The following is a 20235-nucleotide window of genomic DNA, read 5'->3' as shown; positions in this document are numbered from 1 at the left end:
TCGGACAAGACCCGAGCTCGCGCGGCGGGCACGATGGCCCTATGAACGTCAATCTCTCGGCGGTCGCCGGGTTCCTGGCCACGCACGCGCGGGTCCTGGACCGGCGCCGCTTCCACTTGCTCATGGCAGAGACCGGCCCGGCCTCCGTGCTCGACGCCCTCGACGCCTACCGCAACCCCGACGGCGGCTACGGCTGGGGCCTGGAGCCCGACCTGCGCTCGCCGGAGAGCCAGCCGGGCGCGGCGCTGCACGCCTTCGAGGTGTTCGAGGAGATCGGCCCCGACACCGCGCCGCAGGCCGTCGCGCTGTGCGACTGGCTGGAGTCGGTGACGATGCCCGACGGCGGCCTGCCGTTCGCGCTGCCGCTCACCCTGGCCGACGGCACCGCGCCCTGGTGGGCGGGCGCGGACACGAGCACCTCGTCGTTGCAGATCACGGCCGTCTCCGCGGCGGCGGCCCACGGCGTGGCCGCCCACGACCCGGCCGTGGCCGCGCATCCGTGGCTGGAGCGGGCCACCCGCTACTGCCTCGACGCGATCCAGGCGCTGGACGAACGGCCGCACGCCTACGTGCTCTCCTTCGCCGTGCGCTTCCTCGACGCCGTCTACAGGACGCGGCCCGAGGCGGCCGGGCTGCTCAAGCGGCTGGCGGCCCACATCCCCGAGGACGGGCGGGTGCCCGTGGAGGGCGGCACCGCGGAGGAGCGGCTGCACCCCCTCGACTTCGCGCCCTACCCGGGGCGGCCGGCGCGCGAGCTGTTCGCGCCCGAGGTGATCGCCGCCGACCTCGACCGGCTGGCCGGGACGCAGCAGCAGGACGGCGGCTGGGTCGTGGACTACGCGCAGATCTCGCCCGCCGGCGCGCTCGAATGGCGGGGCGCGGCCACCGTACGGGCCGTCGAGATCCTGCGGCGCAACGGCGTGCTCTGACCGGCCCTGATCGGCCCTGATCGGCCCTGACCGGCTCCGACAGGCTGCGACCGGCCCTGACCGCTAGCGCTGCCCCACCCGGCGGGCCGACTCCGACTCCTGGGCCATGCGGCGCAGCGTGTCGAACGCCTTGCCGTACAGGACGGTGCCCAGCACCAGGGCCTCCACGGCGGCGTCGCGCGGCCCGTCGAAGGGGATGGTGTCCATCTCGACCTCGGTCACCAGCTTCCTGACGGCCTCGACGTACGGCCTGAGGTCGACGCGCAGGCCGAGCTGGCGCATGCGGACCACCGTCTGCGCCAGCTCGTCGCGGGTGGGGGCGTCCTCGGCGACGGTCCAGCCGAGCTCGTCGAGCAGCCGGTCGACCTCGGCCCTGGCGGCCCGCCACTCCTCGTCCTGCTCGGGCTCGACGACCGGGCCGAGCGCGTAATGCGCGATCCCCAGCATGTGATGGATGGGCAGCGTCTCGTCGTCGACGGCGGCGATGACCTGCTTGATGGCGGCCACGGGGAGCCTGCCCACCTCCAGCAGGGCCCGGATCAGGCGCAGCCTGCGCAGATGGGACTCGTCGTACTCCGCGCGGGTCGCGGCGGTCTGCTCGCCCTGGTGCAGCATGCCCTCACGCAGGTAGTACTTGATCGTGGGGATGGCGACACCGGATCGGGCGCTCAGTTCTGAGATGCGCATCGATAGATAATAGCGCTATCCAGAGCGGGCGACGTGGCGGGCCGCGCTCACCACCTCGTGCACGTCGGCCTGCCGGTTCCACAGGAAGACCGCCTCCAGCGGCGGCACGTCCTCCTTGATGGGGACGAAGGTGAGCGCGTCGGGCACGGTGCTGCCCTCGTGGACGCACAGGCTGTAGCCGGCCCCCGCGCCCACCATGTCGATCACCAGGTCATGGGTGGCGGCGGCCGGGCCCAGCCGGGGATGCAGCCGATGCCGGACGAACCCCTGCAGGAACCGCCGGGCACCGGCGACCGCGTCCGACTCCGGCATGATCAGCGGCTCGCCGGCCAGGTCCGCCAGCGACAGCGCCTCCTGCCCGGCCAGGGGGTGGTCGCGGGGGAGCAGCGCGCGGACCGGGAAGCGGTGGACGAGCATGCGGGCCACGCCCCTCGGCAGCGAGCCGGGGGCGTAACCGAGGCCGGCCTGCAACGTGCCGTCGGCGATGGAGACCATCTGCTCGGCCGTGCTCATCGGCGCGATCCGCACTGGCACGTTCTGGAGCTGCGCGAGCAGGCGGGCGGCCACGTCGGCCAGCCCGTCGGCCACGCCCAGCCGGGCGGTGCGGCCCCTGCCGCGGGCGGCGGCCACGGCTCGTTCGTAGGCGTCGAGCGCGACCGTGGCCTGGGCCAGGAACGCCTCGCCCGCCTCGGTGAGCCGCACGCCGCTGGACGAACGGCTGAACAGCTCGACGCCTATCTCCTTCTCCAGCGCCCTGAGCTGCTCCGACAGCGTGGGCTGCGCGATGTGCAGCGCGGTCGCGGCGCGGCGGAGGCTGCCGGCGCGCGCGATCGCCATCGCGTATCTGACGTAGCGCAGATCCATCTCTCACCTCGGGGTGATGATGATGGGCTATCGGCTGATCACATCTCCGTATTACAAGACGGGGCAGCCCGCGTGAAGACATCCAGTCACGGCTTATGCCTTCCCGCTGCTCAGGACCTCGCCCAACCTGGCGGCGAAGGCCTTCGGACGGAAGACGCCGCCGTTGTGGCCGCCCGGAAACTCCGCGTACGGCACCCCCAGCGCCTCGGCCAGCAACACCCCGCAGCGGTACGGCATGATCGGCCCCGTGCTCACCCCCACGGCGGGCACCACGCGGTCGGCGACCGACCTGAGCGCGGCCAGGTCCAGCCGGTGGCGGCGCACGGCCGGGGCGTCGTGGGTGAGGAAGAACTCCAGGTTCGCCTGCCGCTGCCGGCCCGGCCGGGGCAGCACGGCGTCCCGCTCGCGGTCGGCCGGGTCGATGCCCGCCATGACCACGAACTTGGCCAGCGCGGCGAAGGCCCCCTCCGTCGCGAACGTCTCCTCCACCTCGCCCTGGGCCGCGTCGGCCGCCGCCCGCTCGGCCTCGGGCAGCAGCTGGACGGCGGGCGGCTCGTGGGCGACCAGCAGCCGCACCTGGCCGGGGTGGCGGGAGAGGTGCTCCAGGGCGATCAACGCGCCGATGCTGCTGCCGTAGACGTGGGCGGGCTCGGTGGTGAGCGCGGCCAGCAGCCGGTGGACGTCGTCGGCGTGGGTGGCCAGGGTGGTCGGCCGCGCGGGGTCGTCGACCGTGCTGGCCGACAGGCCGCGCCGGTCGTAGGTGAGGACGGTGTAGCGGTCGGCCAGCCCGTCGGCCAGCGCCGCGCTCGCCCGCGAGTCGCCGTCGCCGCCCGCGACGAGCAGCAGGAGTGGGCCGGTGCCGCGCAGCTCGTAGTGGAGGCGGGCGCCCGGAACGGTCAGCATGCTCGTCCTCGATTCCCTCGACGTTGCGCTACAGGTATACACGTCCCTATACCGAGCAAGCGCTTGTCTAGGCGTGTTATCGTGATCGCCGAGCTGGAGGGGGCGGGATGCAGTCCTTCGCCGGGTGCGCGGCCGTGGCCGGGATCGGGATGACCGCGCTGACCAGGCAGTCCGAGCGCACCGAGCTGGAGCTGGCCGCCGAGGCGTGCCGGGCCGCCTGCGCGGACGCCGGGATCGCGCCCGGCGACGTCGACGGGCTGCTCAGCTACCACATGAACGACTCCGCGCCGGTCGTCCAGGTCGCTCGCGCGCTGGGGATCGAGCGGCTGCGCTGGCACAACGACATCTCCGGCGGCGGCACGCAGGCGGCGTCCGTGCTGGGGGACGCGGCCATGCTGACCCACGCTGGCGTGGCCAGGAACGTCCTGGTCTTCCGGGCGCTCAACGGACGGTCCGGCACGCGCATGAACACCGCCTCCACCGGCCCCCTGGAACGCCACACCTACGGCCTGGCGGGGCCGATCCCGCTGTTCGCCATGGCCGCGACCCGCTACCTGCACGACACCGGGCTCACCGCCGAGCACCTGCACGCCGTGGTCGACCAGTCCAGGCGCAACGCCGCCGCCAACCCGCGCGCCCTGCGCCGCGAGCCTCTCGACCTGGCCGCCTACCTGGCCAAACCGTACGTCAGCACGCCGCTGCGCACCGCCGACTGCTGCCTGGAGACCGACGGCGCGTGCGCGCTGCTGGTGAGCGGCGTCCTGGACGGTCCGCGCATCCGGGCGGTGGTCCGCGGGGGCGGGCCCGGCTGCTCCTCCATGGACCGCTCGCCGGACGTGACGGCCGTCTTCTCCGCGCACGTCGCGCCGCTGTTGTGGGCGGCGTCCGGGATGCGGCCCTCGGACGTCCGGGCGGCGCTGCTCTACGACGCCTACTCCTGGCTGGTGCCCCGGCAACTGGAGGACTTCGGGCTGGCGGCACGCGAGGACCTGGGGGCGTACCTGCTGGAGCGGCGGCACGCCTGGGTGAACCCGCACGGCGGCCTGCTCTCGGAGGGGTACGTGCACGGGCTCAACAACGTGGCCCAGGCGGTGCGGGAACTGCGCGCCGGGCGCGAGACCGCCCTGGTGACCGGCTTCGGCGGCAGCTACGGCAGCGCGGCCCTGCTCACGCGGTGAACGTCAGGGAGTGAACGTGAACGCGGCGTGCGAGCTCCTGCCGTCGTCGCCGGGCAGCACGCCGCGGGCCGCCAGCCAGGCCGCCGCGCCCGCCGCGTCGCGCGCCGTGCGCACCCGCTCGCCGGACAGCCGCGCCAGCACGGCCCGGCGCACCGGCCCCTCGCTGGTCAGCACGCTGCCCGCGAGCACGACGTCGCCCGAGACGTGCACCCTGCCCAGGGTTGCCACCAGGCGGTCGGCGGCCTCCTCGGCGACCTTGAGCGCCATCGGGTCGCCGGCCTCGGCCGCCCGGCTGACCAGGGCGGACAGCGCGGCCAGCCGCATGTGATCGGCCTGCGCGAGCCGTACGAGCCGGTCGGCGACCGCCCGCGGCGACCCCGGACGTTCCTCGCCCAGGAAATGCTCCACGACGAGCGTGACCAGGCTGCCCGGCTCGCCCGTCGCGCCCCGGTCGAGGGCGGAGACCACGGCCTTGGCGGCGGCGCGGCCGATCCAGAAGCCCGAGCCCTCGTCGCCCAGCAGCCAGCCGAGCCCGTCGGCGATCGTCTCGATGCGGTGGCCCGTGACCCTGGCCGCGACCGCGCCCGTGCCCGACAGCAGCAGCGAGCCGTCGGGCTCGGCGGTGCCGGCGGCGTAGGCCACGGCCACGTCGCGCTCGATCAGGGGGCCCGCCTCGATGCCGTGGTCGGCCCACACCCGGGCCAGCTCGGGGACCAGCGTGTCGACCTGGCCCGCGACCCCGGCCAGCGAGGCCACGACCTGGCCGCCGTCGTGCGACCCCAGCGCCTGGCCGAGCGCCGTGCCGATCGCCGCCACCGCCTTGTCCAGGCCGTGCGCCGAGGGGTTGCCGGCGCCCGCCCGCGCGTAGCCGACGCGGGTGCCGTCGAGGGTGTGGACGGAGACGCGCGTCGAGGTGGCTCCCGCGTCGACACCGACCACCAGCGATTTGGTCACGGTCGAATTCTGGGGGTTGACGTGACCGGGAAGCAAGAATAATTTTCGCCAGAAGACCGAGTATTCGGAAGGAATATTCGTGACTTCAGGAGCCCTCGGGCGCGTCGAAACAGAACTGCCCGGCCTGCCGGAGGCGTTGCGCCGGGTCGGCGAGGTGATACTCGGCGACCCCGCCGAGGCCGCGCGGTCGACCATCATCGCGCTGGCCGAGCGGGCGGGCAGCTCGCCCGCCACCGTGACCAGGTTCTGCCGGGCGTTCGGCTTCTCCGGCTACGCCGAGCTGCGGGTCGCCCTCGCCACGGAGACCGGCCGGGCCGCGCAGGCCGGCTGGGGCGCGGGCGTCGGGCACGAGATCGGCCCCGACGACCCGCTCGACTCGGCCATCGAGGTGATGGCCGCCGCCGACGCCAGGCTCATCCAGGACACCGCCGCCCAACTCGACCTCGCCGTGGTGGCCCAGGTCGCCGACGCCGTCGTCAGGGCCCGCCGGGTGCTGCTGATCGGCGTCTCCACCAGCGGGAACGTCGCCACCATGCTCGAAGGCAGGCTGCGCCGCATCGGCATCCCGTGCTGGAGCGCCGGCGACGCGCACGTGGCGCTGTCGGAGGCGGCGCTGCTCGGCGCGGACGACGTCGCCATCGGCATCAGCCACCGGGGCCGCACCCGCGAGGTCATGGAGGCGCTGGCCGAGGCGGGCAGCCACGGTGCGACCACGGTCGCCGTCACTTCCTTCGCCCGCTCGCCGCTGGCCGAGCTGGCCGGTCTGGTGCTGACGACGGCCAGCAGGGAGACCACGTTCCGGCTGGGCGGGCTGGCGGCCGTGCACTCGCAGCTCTTCGTGCTGGACGCCGTCTACGTGGCGGTCGCGCAGCGCACGTACGAGCGCACCAACGAGGCGTTCGAGCTCACGATCAGCGCGGTGGAGAGCCACCGCGTGGAGAGAGGCTGACATGCGGTACGCGTCCACGGCCCTCGCCCTCGCCGGACAGGTCGCCGAGAGCCAGGCGGAGCCGGTGCGCCGGGCCGCCGCCCTGATCGTCGCCGCGCTGCGCGCCGGCGGGGTGGTCAACGCGTTCGGGTCGGGGCACTCCGAGGCCATCGCCATGGAGATCGCCGGACGGGCCGGCGGCCTGGTGCCCAGCAACCGCCTCTCCCCGCGTGACCTCGTCCTGTACGGCGGCCGGCCGCCGAGCGTGCTCACCCCGGAGCTGGAACGCGACCCGGCCGTCGCCCACGAGATCTACGACCTGGCCCCCGTCGAGCCGCAGGACGTGTTCGTCCTGGTCTCCAGCTCCGGGGTGAACGGCACGGTCGTGGAGCTGGCCACGCTGGTCAAGGAGCGCGGCCACCCGCTCGTCGCGATCACCTCGGTCGCGCACAGCACGCGCATGACCTCGCGCCATCCCTCGGGCGGCAAGCTCATGGACCTGGCCGACGTCGTGCTCGACAACGGCTCCCCGTACGGGGACGCCGTCCTCGACCTGCCGGACGGCGGCACGTACGGCGCGGTCTCCACGATCACCTCGGCGCTGCTGGCGCAGATGGTGGTCACCGAGGCGGTGGAGGAGCTCGTCGCCCTGGGCGAGCGGCCCCCCGTCTACCTGTCGGTCAACGTGACCGGCGGCGACGAGCACAACAAGGCCCTGGAGAGCCGATACGCAGGGCGAATACGACGAGGATCATGAACATCTAGGAGCCATCAATGTCTGACACCCCCCATATCAGTCGTCGTCAACTCCTGCGCGGCGCGGCCCTCGTCCCCGTCGCGGGGGCGTTGGCCGCCTGTGCCACCCCGGCCGCCAAGCCCACGGCCACCACCTCGTCCGCGCCGGTGGCGACCAGCGCGGCCAACCCGTTCGGCGTCGCGGACGGCAAGCCGCTGGAGGTGTGGATCTTCGACGGCGGCTTCGGCCAGGACTACGCCAAGAACATCCACGAGCCGCTGTTCACGGCGAAGTACCCGAAGAGCGAGATCAAGCACAACGCGACCAAGGAGATCACCAAGGTCCTCCAGCCGCGGTTCGCCGGCGGCAACCCGCCGGAGGTGATCGACAACTCCGGCGCCAACTTCATGGACTTCGGCGCCCTGTCCCAGGACGGCCAGCTCCAGGACCTCACCGCCCTCCTCGACGCGCCGAGCTGGGACGACCCCGCCGTCAAGGTCAGGGACACCATCGACCAGTCGTTCATCGACATCGGCACCTACGACGGCAAGTTCAGCGTGCTGGGTTACGTGAACTACATCCACGGCATCTGGTACTCACAGAAGGTGTTCAGGGACAACGGCTGGGAGATCCCCAAGACCTGGGACGAGTTCGTCAAGCTCTGCGAGACGATCAAGAAGTCCGGCAAGATGGCGCCCTTCACGTACGCCGGCAAGTTCCCCCAGTACCTGTACGAGCCGCTGCTGACCATGGCCGCCAAGATCGGCGGCAACGAGGTGCTGGTCAACATCGACAACCTGGAGGACGGCGCCTGGACCACCGAGGCCATGAAGACCGCCGCCACGGCCTGGGCCGAGGTGGGCGCCAAGTACCTCATGGAGGGCACGACCGGCCTCGACCACGTGCAGACCCAGACGGCCCAGAACAAGTACAAGGTGGCCATGCTGCCATCCGGGTCGTGGCTGGAGAACGAGCAGAAGAGCACCACCCCGCCCGACTTCGAGTACGGCATGTTCCCGATCCCCGACGTCACCGGCTCCGACAAGATGCCGTACGGCACCCTGCACACCCAGCCCGGCGAGAACTTCATGGTCTCGGCCAGGAGCGCCAACCCGCAGGCGGGCATCGAGTACCTGCGCGGCATGTTGTCGAAGAAGGCGGCCGGCGACTTCAGCGAGATGGTCAAGACGGTGACCGCGGTCAAGGGTGCGACCGAGGGCCGTACGATCTCGCCCGGCGTCACCAGCGCCTCCAAGGCCGTCGCCGACGCGGGCGCCAACACCGTCTACTACCGCTGGAACACCTGGTACGGCCAGCTCAAGGACGAGGGCATCGCCGCCACCGGCGAGCTGATGTCCGGCGGTCTGACGGCGGAGAAGTACCTGGAGCGCATGCAGAAGAAGGCCGACGAGATCAAGAACGACTCCTCGATCAAGAAGTTCAAGCGTTGATGTTGTTCAACAGGTATCGCCGCGGGCTGTTCATCACCGCGTTCCTGGCAGCCCCGGTGATCCTCTACCTCGTCTACGTCATCTCGCCGCTGCTCCAGGCGTTCCGCATCGCGATGACCGACTGGCGCGGCGTCACGGCCACACCGAACTTCATCGGGCTGGACAACTTCGTCCGGCTGTTCAAGGACGGCGTCTTCTGGAAGGCCGTCAGCCACAACGCCATGCTGCTCGTGCTGCTGCCGCTGCTCACGATCGTCATCGCGCTGTTCTTCGCCTTCCTGCTCAACGTGGGCGGGCGCAAGGGCTCCTCGGGCATCGCGGGCTCGAAGTTCTACCGCGTGGTGTTCTTCTTCCCGCAGGTCCTGGCCGTGGCCGTGGTGGGGGTGCTGTTCCAGCAGGTGTTCCGGCCCGACGGCAGCGGCATGCTGAACGGGCCGCTGATCGCGCTCGGCGCCAAGCCGGTCGGGTTCCTGTCCGACCCCGGCGTGGCCTTCTGGTCGGTGCTCGGCGTGCTGGTCTGGCAGGCGGTCGGCTTCTACGTCGTGCTGTTCTCGGCCGGGCTGGCCTCCATCCCGCGCGACATGTTCGAGGCGGCGCAGATCGACGGCGCGGGCCGGTTCAGCCTGTTCTTCCGCATCACGCTGCCGCTGCTCTGGGACACGATCCAGGTGGCCTGGGTCTACCTCGGCATCCTGGCGCTCGACGCGTTCGCGATCGTGTGGGTGATGACCGACCAGCACGGCGGCCCCGACTGGTCGACCACCGTCATGGCCGCCGAGATCTACCGCAACGCCTTCCAGTACTTCCGCTTCGGCTACGCCTCGGCCCTCGGCATCATGATGTTCTTCTTCACCGTCGGCTTCGCCATCCTCTCGCTGCGCCTGTCACGCCGCGAACGAATCGAGTACTAGATGACAACGACGACCACGTGGACGGTGGCGAACTCCCGCAAACTGGCCCGTCAGGAGCGCCGGCGACGGCTCGGGCCGATGGCCGTGCTCTCCCACGTCGCGCTCCTGGTGTGGACGGTGCTCGTCGTGGTGCCGATCCTGTGGACCTTCCTGGCCTCGGTGAAGAGCGAGGACGAGATCTTCGGCGAGGCATGGGGGCTGCCGGCCAAGCTCAACTGGGACAACTTCGCCCGCGCCTGGGAACAGGCACACATCGGGCAGTACATGCTCAACAGCGTCATCGTCGTCACCTTCAGCGTGGCCGGGACGATGCTGCTCGGCTCGATGGCCGCGTACGTGCTGGCCCGGTACCCCTTCCGCGCCAACCGGCCGATCTACCTCCTGTTCGTGTCCGGGCTGGCCTTCCCGGTGTACCTGAAGCTGACGCCGCTGTTCTTCGTCGTGCAGAACATGGGGGCGGTGCCGCTGGTGGGGCCGTACATCGGGTTGAACACGCACGCGGGGCTGGTGCTGGTCTACATCGCGTACTCGATGCCGTTCACGGTGTTCTTCCTGACCGCGTTCTTCCGTACGCTGCCCACGGCGGTGGGGGAGGCGGCCATGGTGGACGGCGCCTCGCACACCCGCGTGTTCTTCCAGATCATGTTGCCGATGGCGCGGCCGGGCATCATCAGCATCACGATCTTCAACGTGCTCGGGCAGTGGAACCAGTACCAGCTTCCACTGGTGCTGCTCCAGGACCGGGACAAATGGGTGCTCACGCAGGGGATCGCCGACATCTCCACGTCGGCGGGGTACGACCAGGACTGGTCGGCGCTGTTCGCCGCCCTGACGTTGGCGATCCTGCCGATGCTGGTCGTCTACACGGTGTTCCAGCGCCAGATCCAGTCCGGCCTGACCTCTGGAGCCCTCAAGTAGGGGGACGTCGCCTTTGGGTCGATGGTCCTCGCCGATGGGCGCTTCGCGCCTCGGGAGCTCAGGCGGTTCTTCCTGAGGCGCCTGGCGGCGCAACCCCCGCGCCTGGCGGCGCCATGGTCCGGCCCGCTCACGGCCGGCCACCGGGTTGCCTCTGAGCCCTATCACCGTCGGCATGGTGTCGCCTGGGACGGGCGCGAAGGTCGTTCCGGTCCCACGAGACATCGACGACAACGGAATCCAGGTCAATCGATGTGAGGATGCCTCTGCTCCAGATAGTCGTTGAGCTGTCGCCACTGGGTCGGATGGATGTCGAGCGTGTGCAGTTCGCCCGGCTCGACCCAGCGCACGTCGCTCGCCTCGTCGTTGGCCTCCGGACGGCCGCCGACCGGGCGGGCGATCAGCATCACCTCGTACTCCTGGCGGACCTCGCCGTCGGTGTAGGCCACGATGTGGCCCGGGTCGGAGTAGACGCCGAGGAGGCCGGTGGGCTCGACGCGGACGCCGGTCTCCTCCTCCGTCTCCCGTACGGCGCACTGTGAAGGGGTCTCGCCGATCTCCATCTTGCCCATCGGCAACGCCCACTGACCGGTGTCGCGCCGGCGCTGCATGAGGATGCGGCCGGCGTCGTCCACGGTCACCGTTCCGCAGGCCGGCACCAGGCTGTTGGCCTTGGGGGCGTCCGGGTCGTTCCAGTACTCGACTCGTCCCATGGGGAATGCCTCCTCAGACTTCCGCGCCGGACCACGGAACGGCTCCGGCCCAGACTCGCTCGAAGGATGACATGTAGTGCTCGGCCATCGTCCCCCCGTCGAGGCGGTGGAAGTGGAAGTTCGGGTTGGCGGAGGCTTGTTCGCCGTACGCGTGCGGGTTGACCAGGATGTCGTCGTCGTAGCGGAACAGCGAGGCGTACAGAGTGGTCGCGTGCAGACGAATCTCGCAGCCATCCAGGTCCGGCAGCGTCCGGTAGTAGGTCAAGGATGAGCGGATCTTGGCGGGCAGCGTTCCGCCCAGCCCTCCCTCGCGATCTCGCGTCTCCACCGACTGCGCGTCGGGGTCGCCGAAGCACAACCTGATCGCGACACCGCGCTGTGCGATCCCGGTGAGCAAACGGGCGATCCTGGGTTGTGTCTGAGCGTAGAAGGTTCCTGAGAAGACGAGAACGTCCACCCGCTCCTGAGCGTCGGTGAGGAGTCGAAGCCACAGCTCACGAGGCACGCTGGCACGGTCGGGAAAGACCTCCACGAGTTCGGACCGGTTCGCCCTGCCGCGGCGAGCCCCGCTGCTCTCCAGCACGTCGGGCCACAGGTACGTCTCGTCGGCGGTCAGCAGCTTCGCCGCCGCCCACCTGTGCCTCCGGTGCGGAACACGGCCGGTGTTGATCCAGTGTTCGACTGTCTTGGGCTCGACGCCGCAGGTCTCGGCCAGGTCCTCCCGGGCCACACCATGACGGAGCATCGCTGTGCGTAGGCGCTCGTTCACGCATCCAGTGGACGCGAACGTCCGGGACGTTTCAAGGCCGTCCTGGGACGTTTCCGTGTGCCGTGACACGTCCAGGCAACGGGCTGCGGCGAGGTTCAAAGGTCCCCTCCATCTGGCTTCACTTGGCGTACCGGGACCGGCATCACTGGAGGCAGGTGGATGAACCCACAGCAGGAGTCGAGGCACCCACTTCCGGGGCCGGAAAGAGCGGCACGGCGAGTCGCTCTCCGCTGCGCGGAACTGCGCAGGTCGCATCAGAGCGCCGCGCTCACCGTGGGAGCGTGGGCATGAGCCTGACCTTGCAGGAAGTTCTCGGCAGGTTTCCCGGGTGGCGGATCATCGACGTGACCGGCGGCTGGGTCGCGTTCCGCGTCCCCCTCGTGTCCAGGGACAGCGGGCTCTCGAACGTCCGCTGCGGGGCGACCCTGGCGGAACTGGCCGGGAACCTCCAGGCCGAGAGCAGGCTCCACGAGTCGCGCTCACCCACGACGAGCAACTGATCAGACGGAGGCCGGCCGGGCATGCCATGACTGTCCCGCCGCCCCCGAAGCAGTCGTTCTCAGAGTCTTTCTGGCAGGAGGAGCAGCGAATGGATCGCTATGACGGAGGCGTCGACCGCGCCCAGAGGCAGGTTCGCATAGGCGGCGACCAACCTGCTCATACCTCCGCCCGCAGGATCTCCTCGGCGCGTTCCGCGAAATCAGGCTCTGCCTCGAGCATCCCGATGAACGGCAAGTCCCGCACCGCCTGCTGATCGTCGAGCTGATCCCGGACCAGACGGAGCAGAGGCGCGACCTTCTCTTCGGGCAGCCGGTCCACCAGGTGATGAAGTTCTCGCGCATCACGCTCATGCCATCCAGCCTACGAGACATGAGCGTCCTGAGCCTGGGACACCCTTGTCCTGGCGGGAAGGCCGTCCCGTCGAGCTCCGGCTCGCCGGAGGTGAGGCCGACCGGGCAAGCGGCACCTCGTCGATGACGGCGCCGAAGCGCATTCTGATCGCGACGCCGCGCCGCCGGCCTAACCCTGGGTGACGGCCTTGTGGACGTCGCTGAGGAAGCGTTCGATGGTGGCCTGTTCCGTGGTGTCGTACCGGTCCATGAGGGCGACGATCTCCTGGATGAGCGGGCCGAAGAAGCTCCAGCCGAGCGTGACGGCGCTCTCGTCGACCTTCAGCAGCACCCGCCGCCGGTCCCGGGTGTCGCGTTCCCGGCGGACGTGACCGAGCCTCTCCAGGCGGTCGATCACCGCCGTGGTGCCCGCGGAGTTGAGGCCGAGGTGCGTGCCCAGCGTTCCGGGGGTGGCGGGGGTACCGGTGCGGGCGGCGTCGAGGAGGCAGATGAGGGCGCGGACGTCGGTCGGGTGCAGGGCGTGCGCGGCGGCGAACCGCTCGCCCATGCGGTCGAGTTCCACGGTGACGGCGCGCAGCAGGTGGACCAGCCGCATCCCGGCGTCCTGATCGTCCACGTTCCCGGCATCCTCCAGCGGCGACGTCATGCCACCAGTATGGCATTATCTCGCCCAACGAGATTGTTGTTGAGCAAGCTATTCAGTGAGGTACGGCATGTCCGACTTCCTCTTCGCGTACGACGCCGTCCTCGAACGCTGGCCGGTTCCGGTCGAGCCGATCGACCTGCCCTCGGCGTACGGCACGACCCGGGTGAACGCGTGCGGCCCCGCGGACGGCCCGCCGCTGGTCCTGTTGCACGGCGGCGGCACCACGGCGGCGATGTGGTTCGCCAACGTCGCCGAGTTCGCCCGCCGCCATCGCGTCTACGCCGTCGACCGCATCGGCGAGCCGGGACGCAGCGTCCGGGGCGAACGACCCCCGCGCAACGTCCAGGACCTGCTCGGCTGGCTGGACGGCGTGCTCGACGGCCTCGGGATCGACAGCGCCGCGGTGTGCGGACACTCCTACGGCGGGTGGATCGCCCTGACGTACGCACTCCACGCGCCCCGGCGGGTCCGGCGGCTCGTCCTCCTCGACCCGACGCAGTGCTTCGGCGGGTTCCGGGCCGAATACCTGGCCCGCGCGCTGCCCACCCTGCTGCGGCCGACGGCCTCGCGCGCGCGGGCCTTCCTGGAGTGGGAGACCGGCGGCGCGCCCGCCGACCCCGCCTGGCTGCGGCTCTACGGCCTGGCCGCGGAGTTCCCGGACACCAAGATCGTCACCGGGAAGCGGCCCGAGCCCGGATCGCTGCGCGCGCTCACCACGCCGGCCCTCGTGCTCGTCGCCGGACGCGGCAGGGCGCACTCCCCGCACCGCGTCGCGTCGGCCGCCGCCCGCCTGCTGCCGGGCGCGCGGACCGCGGTGCTGCCGCACCTGTCCCATCACGCGATGCCGTGGCACGAGCCCGCCGACCTCAACACCCGCGTCGTCGATTTCCTGGACGGACGAGCCGTCTGACCCGACGTCGGCGCCCACGCGGAACCGCGCCCCTCGCAGGCTCGCAGGGCGTCCCTGCCGGAGGCGCGCGAGAGCGCCCGCCCCGCCACGCCGGAGCCTAGACTCCTGGGCATTCCGCGACGCAGCAGGCCGTGAGGGGACTCCCATGTCATCCGCACCCGAACAGGAATCACTCGCCGCCCTCGCGACCCGTCACGGGCCGCGGCGAGCCACGGCCCGCCCGGACATGCACGTCTACCTGCGCCGATTATGGGAACGCCGGCATCTAATGGGTCATGTTCGGCCTCGTCCTCGGCGGACAGGAGCACGTCGAGAACTACGCGGCGTTCCTCGTCACGGGGATGTTCGCCTTCACCTACAGCCGGCGGTCGGCCTCGGCGGGGGCCAGGTCCGTCTCGGGGAACCTCTCGCTCATCCGCGCCCTGCACTTCCCCCGCGCCGCGCTGCCCCTGGCCTACACCCTTCAGGAACTGCGGCAGTCGGCCGGTGGGGGCCGCGCTGCGCGACGTGAACCAGCTCCTGCCGTTCGTCCTGCGGACCTGGCTGTACGCCTCCGGGGTCTTCTACTCGATCCAGTACAAGATCGTGGGTTATCCGGACCCGGTCACCGGCAGGCCGGTCGGCGGGGTCGGGCGGCCGCAGTGGGTGGCCGACGTCATGTACCTCAACCCCGCCGCCCTCCACCATTGAGTTCATGCGCGACATCCTGATCCACGCGTACAGCCCTCGCCCGCTCGTCTGGCTGAGCTGCGCGTTCTGGGCGGTCGCCGGACTGATCTCCGGGCTCTGGTACTTCTGGCGGGCCGAGGACACGTACGGGCGCGGGTGAGGGCCGGAAAAGGGTTCGCGCGCGGGGGCGTGCTCTGGTTTGCTCCCCTTCATGACGTCTGCGTGGGTCGGCGAGCGGGTGCGCCTGAGGGCCATCGAACCGGAGGACTGGGCGGCGTTCCTCGCCTTCGACGAGGACACCGACGCGGCCAGGAACGGCTGGCGGGTGCCTCCGCCCCGCTCGGCCGCCCAGGCGCAGAAGTGGGCCAGGGAGCTGGCCGAGCAGGAGTCCGACATGGACGAGCTGCGCCTGGTGATCGCCGACGCCGGCGACGGCCGGCCGGTCGGCATGCTCAACACGCACGAGGTCGAGCGTGTGCACGGCACGTTCTGCTACGGCATCTCCATCGGCACGCCCCACCACCGCAAGGGCTACGCCAGCGAGGCGATCGTGCTGCTGCTGCGCTACATGTTCGCCGAGCGCCGCTTCCAGAAGGCCGAGGCGTGGGTCTACAGCTCCAACGACCCGTCGCTGGCCCTGCACCGGCGGCTCGGCTTCGTCGAGGAAGGCCGCCGGCGCAGGAGCCGCTTCGCCGCCGGGCGCTACGACGACGGGATCCTGTTCGGGATGACGGTCGAGGAGTTCACCGCGCTCTACGGCTGAAGCTCGGTCCGCAGCCGCCGGGTGGCCTCGACGACGTGCGCCAGCGAGGCTTCCACCTGCTCGTACGTGCGCGTCTTCAGCCCGCAGTCGGGGTTGACCCAGACCCGCTCGGCCGGCAGCGCCGCCAGCGTCCTGCGCAGCAGGTCCTCGACCTCGTCCGCGCCGGGCACGCGCGGGGAGTGGATGTCGTACACGCCGGGGCCGAGGCCGCGGCCGAACGCGCGCACCGCGCCCAGGATGCGCGCCCCCGAGCGGGCCGACTCGATCGTGGTGACGTCGGCGTCCAGGCCGTCGATGGCGGCCAGGATCTGGTCGGCGTCCGAATAGCACAGGTGGGTGTGGATCTGGGTGCGGTCGGCCGCGCCCGAGGTGGCCCGCCGGTAGGCCGCCACCGCCCACTCCAGGTAGTCGGCCTGCGCGGCCCGCCGCAGCGGCAGCAGCTCGCGCAGGGCGGGCTCGTCCACCTGGATGATCGACACTCCGGCCGCCTCCAGGTCGCGCACCTCCTCGCGTACCGCGTCGGCCACCTGGAACACCACGTCCCGCAGCGGCAGGTCGTCGCGGACGAACGACCAGGCCACGATCGTCACCGGCCCGGTGAGCATGCCCTTGACCGGCTTGGCGGTGAGCGACTGCGCGTAGGAGGCCCAGCGCACGGTGATGGGCGCGGGACGGCCGACGTCGCCGTGCAGGATCGGCGGCCGGGTGCAACGCGACCCGTACGACTGGACCCAGCCGTTCCTGGTGACCGCGAACCCGTCCAGGTGCTCGGCGAAGTACTGCACCATGTCGTTGCGCTCAGGCTCGCCGTGCACGAGCACGTCCAGGCCGAGGCGTTCCTGCACCCTGACGACGTGCTCGATCTCGGCCTCGACGCGCCGCTCGTAGTCCTCCTCCGACAGCGTGCCGGCCACCACGGCCGCCCGCGCCGCGCGCAGCTCGCCGGTCTGGGGGAACGAGCCGATGGTGGTGATCGGCAGCACGGGCAGGCGCAGGTGGGCGTCCTGGGCGGCGGCCCGTACCGCGTACGGAGCCCGCTCCTCCGGCGCGGCCGGCGCGGTCAGCGGCACCGAGGGCCCGGCCGGGACCGGCCCCCGGAAGTCCGACCGGGCCAGCGCCACCACCTCGGCCACCTTCTGCTCGGCGAACGCCAGCCGTTCCCGCAGCGCCGGATCGAGGTCGGGCTCGGCGTCCACGTCGTAGGGCACGTGCAGCAGCGAGCACGACGTGCTCACCGTCACCCGGTCCGCGCGCACGCCGCCGAGGGCGGCCAAGGCGCGTTCCGGCGAGGTGCGCCACACGTCGCGGCCCGACACCACACCCGCGACCACGGTCTTGCCCGGCAGGTCGGGCACGGCGCCGCCGCGCACCAGGTCCACGCCGATCGCCTCGACGGGCGTGCCGGCCAGCACCGGCAGCGCGGGCCCGAGGTCACCGAAGTAGGAGGCCACGAACAGCCCCGGACGGACGGCCGCCGACCCCAGCCGGTCGTAGGCCAGCCGCACGGCCGCCAGTTCCTCGGGCGTGCGGTCGCCGACCAGCGCCGGCTCGTCGAGCTGCACCCACTCGACGCCCTCGGCGGCCAGCGCCGCGAGCAGCTCCTCGTAGCAGCCGAGCACGTCCTCCAGCCGCTCGGGCGCCCCGGCCAGCAGCAGGAACGTCACCGGCCCGACCACGACGGGCCGCGTCTCGTAGCCGAGCGCGCGGGCCTCGCGCACCTCGGCGAGCGGCTTGGCGGCGTCCAGCTTGAAGACGGTCTCCGGGCCGATCTCCGGCACGATGTAGTGGTAGTTGGTGTCGAACCACTTCGTCATCCGCAGCGGCGCCAGGCCCTCGGTGCCCCTCGCCATCGCGAAGTAGGGGTCCTCGGCCGCGCGGTAGCGCTCGGGCACCGCGCCCAGCAGGACCGCGGTGTCCAGCACGTGGTCGTACAGGGAGAAGGTGTTGGACGGCAGGCCCGCAAGGCCCAGCTCGGCCAGCCGGCGCCAGGTCCGCTCCCTGATCTCCGCGCCCGTCCGCTCCAGCTCCGCCCGGCCGGACCGCCCGTCCCAGTACGACTCCAGGGCCCGCTTCAGCTCCCGTCGCGGCCCGATCCTCGGATACCCGAGCACCGTGGACGTGGGGAATGGCGACATCTCAGCTCCTCGATCACGTCGGTCAGATGCGGGAATCGTGTCCGGCGGAGCGGAGGTGGTGCATCATCGATAAGTGCTGCTTATGCTCAAGGAGATCCACTGCTTCCTCCTGGTCGCCGAGCGGCTAGGGTTCTCGGCCGCCGCCGCCGACCTGGGCATGTCGCAGCCCGCCGTCAGCCAGGCCATCAACCGGCTCGAACGCGCCGCCGGGGTCAGGCTCTTCGAGCGCAGCGCCCGCGAGGTGCGGCTGACGGCCGAGGGGAAGGGGCTGCTGCCGTACGCCAGGCAGGTGCTCGAATCGGCTCAGACGTTCACCGCCGAGGCCGCCAGACTGGCCCGTCCGACCATTCACCTGGCTTATCCACCGATGGTGGGCACGCTCGCCGCGCGCATCGCCAGGCGGCTGGCCGGGCGCGCCCCGGCGATCGGCGTGGAGCTCGTCGCGGCCGGACGGGGCGCCGCGGCCCGGGCACTGGGCAGCGGGGAGGTCTCGGCCGCGATCCTGGCCACGCCGGCGCCCGCGCAGTTCGTCACGGCGGCCCGCTTCCACGTGACCGTCGACCATCTGGCCGTCCCGCTCGGGCACCGGCTGGCCGGGCACGGCAGGGTCACGCCGGACGACCTGGGCGGGCAGGTGCTGCTGACGCCCGGGAGCCGGCCGTGGGCGGGGCTGCCGGGGCGTTCGCGGATGGTGGCCGACGACGACTTCGCCGCCGCGCTCGATCTGGTGGCCGCCGGGGCGGGGCTGCTGCCGATCCCGCAGCTCCTGGTCAGATCCGTCAGGCGGGACGACGTGCGGTTCGTGCCGCTGGAGGCGGGGGAGCTGCGCATCACCTACGCGCTGGCCTGGGCGCGGGAGCGGGTGACGCCGGAGCTGATGGCGCTGGTGCAGGCGGTGCAGGACGCGCTCTGGACCCGGTGAGGCCGGGTGAGGCCGGAAAGGGAGGGGCTAGCTGACGGGCAGGTTCTTCAGGGCCTCGCGGCGGCTCAGGCCGGAGATGCCCTTGGCGCGGACGTACCGGATGACTTCGTCGGGGTTGGTCTTGGCGTACTCGCGTAAGGACCAGCCGATGGCCTTGCGGGCGAAGAAGTCGGTGTCGGACAGGCTGGGCTCGATGCAGGCGTACAACAGGGCCGTGTCGGTGCGGGACCTGAAGCGGTTCTGGCACAGGATCGCGGTGCGGCGCTTCCACAGGTCGGCGTCGGCCGCCCACTCCAGCATGAGCCGGCGCATGGTGTCGGGGTAGGCGGCCAGCAGGCCGCCGACGCGGTGGGTGGCCAGCTCGTCGACCAGGTCCCACCAGGCGCCGGTGACGATCATCTCCTCGTACATCGGCACGGTGTAGAGGGTCTGGAAGTCGCGGTAGTAATGGTGGCCGGTCAGCTCGACGGCGGCGTAACGCTCCTCGCGGTATTCGGCCTCCCGCCACAGCGAGAGCACCGCGCGCCGCCACTCGGGCGCGGAGTCGATGCGGTGGCCGGCGAACACCCGCCTGAGCGCCGCCCGCCTCGGCGTCGCCTGCACGCCGAGGAAGGGCATCTCCGACTTCATGTACGCGCGCATCGGCTCGGCCTTGTCCGGCTCGGCGACCTCCTCAAGGGCCAGCCGCACCGCCTTGCCGAGGCTCATCCCTGACGCTGGGTCGTGCGCTCGCCGGTGGCGAGCCCGTCGAACAGCACGGTGATGTAGTGCTCGGCCAGCGCGGTGGTGTTGAGCCTGCCGCCGGGACGGAACCAGCGCACGGCCACCCAGATGGTGTCGCGGATCATCCGGTAGGTCAGCTTGGGGTCGACGTCGGCCCTGAACAGCCCGGCCGCCTGACCGGCCTTGATCTGGGTCACCCAGATCTGCTCGACCTCGTCCTCGGCCTTGACCAGGTAGTTGAAGCGCTCGAACTGGCGCAGGTAGTTCCAGTCGTTCTGCATGACGGTGATCGCGGCGCGGTGGGGCTCCAGCGTGCCGAAGCCGATGCGGACCATCTCCGACAGGACCGTGCGGGCGTCGGAGTTGTTGTCGACGGCGGCGCGGTAGCGGGCGATGAGGTCGTCGAGGAAGGTGGACAGCACCTCGTCGACGATCGTCTCCTTGGAGTCGAAGTGGTGGTAGAGGCTGCCGGACAGGATGCCCGCCTCGTCGGCGATCTCGCGTACGGTCGTGGCCTGGAAGCCCTTGCGCGCGAAGAGCTCCGCGGCGAGTTTGACGAGGTGGTCGCGCCGCTCTGAGGCCGCCCCGGTGGAGGAGGCACGCTGGCGCTTCGCCGGTGACGTGGTGGTGCCGGAGTTCTTTCGCGTGGTCACGTTTCCCATTATGAGCCCTCAGACA

Annotated in this window: 24 protein-coding genes; 13 read left to right on the top strand and 11 right to left on the bottom strand. The window is 71.3% G+C overall.

Going from position 1 to position 20235, the window contains the following annotated elements; translation table 11 throughout:
- Nucleotides 1–41 precede the first annotated feature (41 nt).
- A complete protein-coding gene (locus tag ACNF49_RS47725) occupies nucleotides 42–929 on the top strand; it encodes a hypothetical protein (RefSeq protein WP_482941849.1) in 888 nt (295 codons plus the stop codon).
- A 63-nt stretch (nucleotides 930–992) separates the two neighbouring features.
- Here ACNF49_RS47725 and ACNF49_RS47720 read toward each other — a convergent pair whose 3' ends face one another.
- The 3 genes from ACNF49_RS47720 to ACNF49_RS47710 form a co-directional block, all read right to left on the bottom strand.
- Entirely contained in the window at nucleotides 993–1616 is a 624-nt protein-coding gene (locus ACNF49_RS47720; RefSeq protein ID WP_482941848.1) for a MerR family transcriptional regulator, read from the bottom strand.
- A 15-nt stretch (nucleotides 1617–1631) separates the two neighbouring features.
- Nucleotides 1632–2480 carry a LysR family transcriptional regulator gene (locus ACNF49_RS47715; protein WP_357983939.1) on the bottom strand — a complete coding sequence of 283 codons (849 nt, stop codon included), beginning with the start codon at nucleotides 2478–2480 and terminating at the stop codon, nucleotides 1632–1634.
- A 93-nt stretch (nucleotides 2481–2573) separates the two neighbouring features.
- Entirely contained in the window at nucleotides 2574–3383 is an 810-nt protein-coding gene (locus ACNF49_RS47710) for an alpha/beta hydrolase (RefSeq protein ID WP_357983936.1), read from the bottom strand.
- Between the two features lie 107 nt (nucleotides 3384–3490).
- On the opposite strand from ACNF49_RS47710, the gene ACNF49_RS47705 reads away from it, so the two are divergent.
- Nucleotides 3491–4561: a thiolase C-terminal domain-containing protein gene (locus ACNF49_RS47705; RefSeq protein WP_482941847.1), complete on the top strand. Its 1071-nt coding sequence runs from the start codon at nucleotides 3491–3493 to the stop codon at nucleotides 4559–4561.
- A gap of 3 nt (nucleotides 4562–4564) precedes the next feature.
- Here the strand turns inward: ACNF49_RS47705 and ACNF49_RS47700 are convergent, their stop codons facing one another.
- On the bottom strand, nucleotides 4565–5515 hold the full coding sequence (locus ACNF49_RS47700) for an N-acetylglucosamine kinase (protein WP_482941846.1): 951 nt from the start codon (nucleotides 5513–5515) through the stop codon (nucleotides 4565–4567).
- 79 nt (nucleotides 5516–5594) lie between these two features.
- Here ACNF49_RS47700 and ACNF49_RS47695 point away from each other — a divergent pair, with 79 nt between their 5' ends.
- From ACNF49_RS47695 to ACNF49_RS47675, 5 genes are read left to right on the top strand one after another with little or no spacing between them, the layout of a single operon-like run.
- Nucleotides 5595–6464 carry a MurR/RpiR family transcriptional regulator gene (locus ACNF49_RS47695; RefSeq protein ID WP_357983927.1) on the top strand — a complete coding sequence of 290 codons (870 nt, stop codon included), beginning with the start codon at nucleotides 5595–5597 and terminating at the stop codon, nucleotides 6462–6464.
- A gap of 1 nt (nucleotide 6465) precedes the next feature.
- On the top strand, nucleotides 6466–7200 hold the full coding sequence (locus ACNF49_RS47690) for a sugar isomerase domain-containing protein (RefSeq protein WP_357983924.1): 735 nt from the start codon (nucleotides 6466–6468) through the stop codon (nucleotides 7198–7200).
- Nucleotides 7201–7217: 17 nt separating this feature from the next.
- Nucleotides 7218–8630 (top strand): N-acetylglucosamine/diacetylchitobiose ABC transporter substrate-binding protein, encoded by a 1413-nt coding sequence (gene ngcE / locus ACNF49_RS47685; protein ID WP_482941845.1) that lies wholly within the window; start codon nucleotides 7218–7220, stop codon nucleotides 8628–8630.
- On the top strand, nucleotides 8630–9541 hold the full coding sequence (locus ACNF49_RS47680; protein WP_357983917.1) for a carbohydrate ABC transporter permease: 912 nt from the start codon (nucleotides 8630–8632) through the stop codon (nucleotides 9539–9541). Before ngcE ends, ACNF49_RS47680 begins: the two co-directional genes overlap by 1 nt.
- A complete protein-coding gene (locus tag ACNF49_RS47675) occupies nucleotides 9542–10459 on the top strand; it encodes a carbohydrate ABC transporter permease (RefSeq protein ID WP_357983914.1) in 918 nt (305 codons plus the stop codon).
- A 242-nt stretch (nucleotides 10460–10701) separates the two neighbouring features.
- Here ACNF49_RS47675 and ACNF49_RS47670 read toward each other — a convergent pair whose 3' ends face one another.
- Both ACNF49_RS47670 and ACNF49_RS47665 read right to left on the bottom strand, forming a co-directional pair.
- Nucleotides 10702–11169 carry an NUDIX domain-containing protein gene (locus ACNF49_RS47670; protein ID WP_482941844.1) on the bottom strand — a complete coding sequence of 156 codons (468 nt, stop codon included), beginning with the start codon at nucleotides 11167–11169 and terminating at the stop codon, nucleotides 10702–10704.
- Nucleotides 11170–11182: 13 nt separating this feature from the next.
- On the bottom strand, nucleotides 11183–11938 hold the full coding sequence (locus ACNF49_RS47665; RefSeq protein ID WP_482941843.1) for a DUF5919 domain-containing protein: 756 nt from the start codon (nucleotides 11936–11938) through the stop codon (nucleotides 11183–11185).
- 287 nt (nucleotides 11939–12225) lie between these two features.
- Here ACNF49_RS47665 and ACNF49_RS47660 point away from each other — a divergent pair, with 287 nt between their 5' ends.
- Nucleotides 12226–12438 carry a hypothetical protein gene (locus tag ACNF49_RS47660; RefSeq protein ID WP_482941842.1) on the top strand — a complete coding sequence of 71 codons (213 nt, stop codon included), beginning with the start codon at nucleotides 12226–12228 and terminating at the stop codon, nucleotides 12436–12438.
- Nucleotides 12439–12595: 157 nt separating this feature from the next.
- Here ACNF49_RS47660 and ACNF49_RS47655 read toward each other — a convergent pair whose 3' ends face one another.
- Both ACNF49_RS47655 and ACNF49_RS47650 read right to left on the bottom strand, forming a co-directional pair.
- Nucleotides 12596–12757, bottom strand: a complete 162-nt coding sequence (locus ACNF49_RS47655; protein WP_482941841.1) for a hypothetical protein — start codon at nucleotides 12755–12757, stop codon at nucleotides 12596–12598.
- 201 nt (nucleotides 12758–12958) lie between these two features.
- Entirely contained in the window at nucleotides 12959–13435 is a 477-nt protein-coding gene (locus ACNF49_RS47650; RefSeq protein WP_482941840.1) for a MarR family winged helix-turn-helix transcriptional regulator, read from the bottom strand.
- Between the two features lie 67 nt (nucleotides 13436–13502).
- On the opposite strand from ACNF49_RS47650, the gene ACNF49_RS47645 reads away from it, so the two are divergent.
- From ACNF49_RS47645 to ACNF49_RS47630, 4 genes are all read left to right on the top strand, one after another.
- A complete protein-coding gene (locus ACNF49_RS47645) occupies nucleotides 13503–14345 on the top strand; it encodes an alpha/beta fold hydrolase (RefSeq protein WP_482941839.1) in 843 nt (280 codons plus the stop codon).
- A gap of 486 nt (nucleotides 14346–14831) precedes the next feature.
- Nucleotides 14832–15035: a hypothetical protein gene (locus ACNF49_RS47640; RefSeq protein WP_482941838.1), complete on the top strand. Its 204-nt coding sequence runs from the start codon at nucleotides 14832–14834 to the stop codon at nucleotides 15033–15035.
- Nucleotides 15036–15039: 4 nt separating this feature from the next.
- Nucleotides 15040–15174, top strand: a complete 135-nt coding sequence (locus ACNF49_RS47635; protein ID WP_482941837.1) for a hypothetical protein — start codon at nucleotides 15040–15042, stop codon at nucleotides 15172–15174.
- Nucleotides 15175–15225: 51 nt separating this feature from the next.
- Nucleotides 15226–15777, top strand: a complete 552-nt coding sequence (locus tag ACNF49_RS47630) for a GNAT family N-acetyltransferase (RefSeq protein WP_357983887.1) — start codon at nucleotides 15226–15228, stop codon at nucleotides 15775–15777.
- On the opposite strand, the gene metE is transcribed toward ACNF49_RS47630, so the two are convergent.
- Complete coding sequence (metE, locus tag ACNF49_RS47625) at nucleotides 15768–17912, bottom strand: 5-methyltetrahydropteroyltriglutamate--homocysteine S-methyltransferase (protein ID WP_482941836.1); 2145 nt, start codon at nucleotides 17910–17912, stop codon at nucleotides 15768–15770. The genes ACNF49_RS47630 and metE overlap by 10 nt on opposite strands.
- Nucleotides 17913–17994: 82 nt before the next feature.
- Between metE and ACNF49_RS47620 the strand changes: the two genes are divergently transcribed.
- Nucleotides 17995–18834, top strand: a complete 840-nt coding sequence (locus ACNF49_RS47620; RefSeq protein ID WP_357984130.1) for a LysR family transcriptional regulator — start codon at nucleotides 17995–17997, stop codon at nucleotides 18832–18834.
- Nucleotides 18835–18861: 27 nt separating this feature from the next.
- Here ACNF49_RS47620 and ACNF49_RS47615 read toward each other — a convergent pair whose 3' ends face one another.
- Entirely contained in the window at nucleotides 18862–19542 is a 681-nt protein-coding gene (locus ACNF49_RS47615; protein WP_357983881.1) for a DNA alkylation repair protein, read from the bottom strand.
- Nucleotides 19539–20210: a TetR/AcrR family transcriptional regulator gene (locus ACNF49_RS47610; RefSeq protein ID WP_357983878.1), complete on the bottom strand. Its 672-nt coding sequence runs from the start codon at nucleotides 20208–20210 to the stop codon at nucleotides 19539–19541. Before ACNF49_RS47610 ends, ACNF49_RS47615 begins: the two co-directional genes overlap by 4 nt.
- Nucleotides 20211–20235 lie beyond the last annotated feature (25 nt).

This window comes from Actinomadura sp. ATCC 39365, from assembly GCF_054392275.1.
Note: the sequence above shows the minus strand (reverse complement) of the source record. Positions and strands in the feature narration are given on the sequence as shown.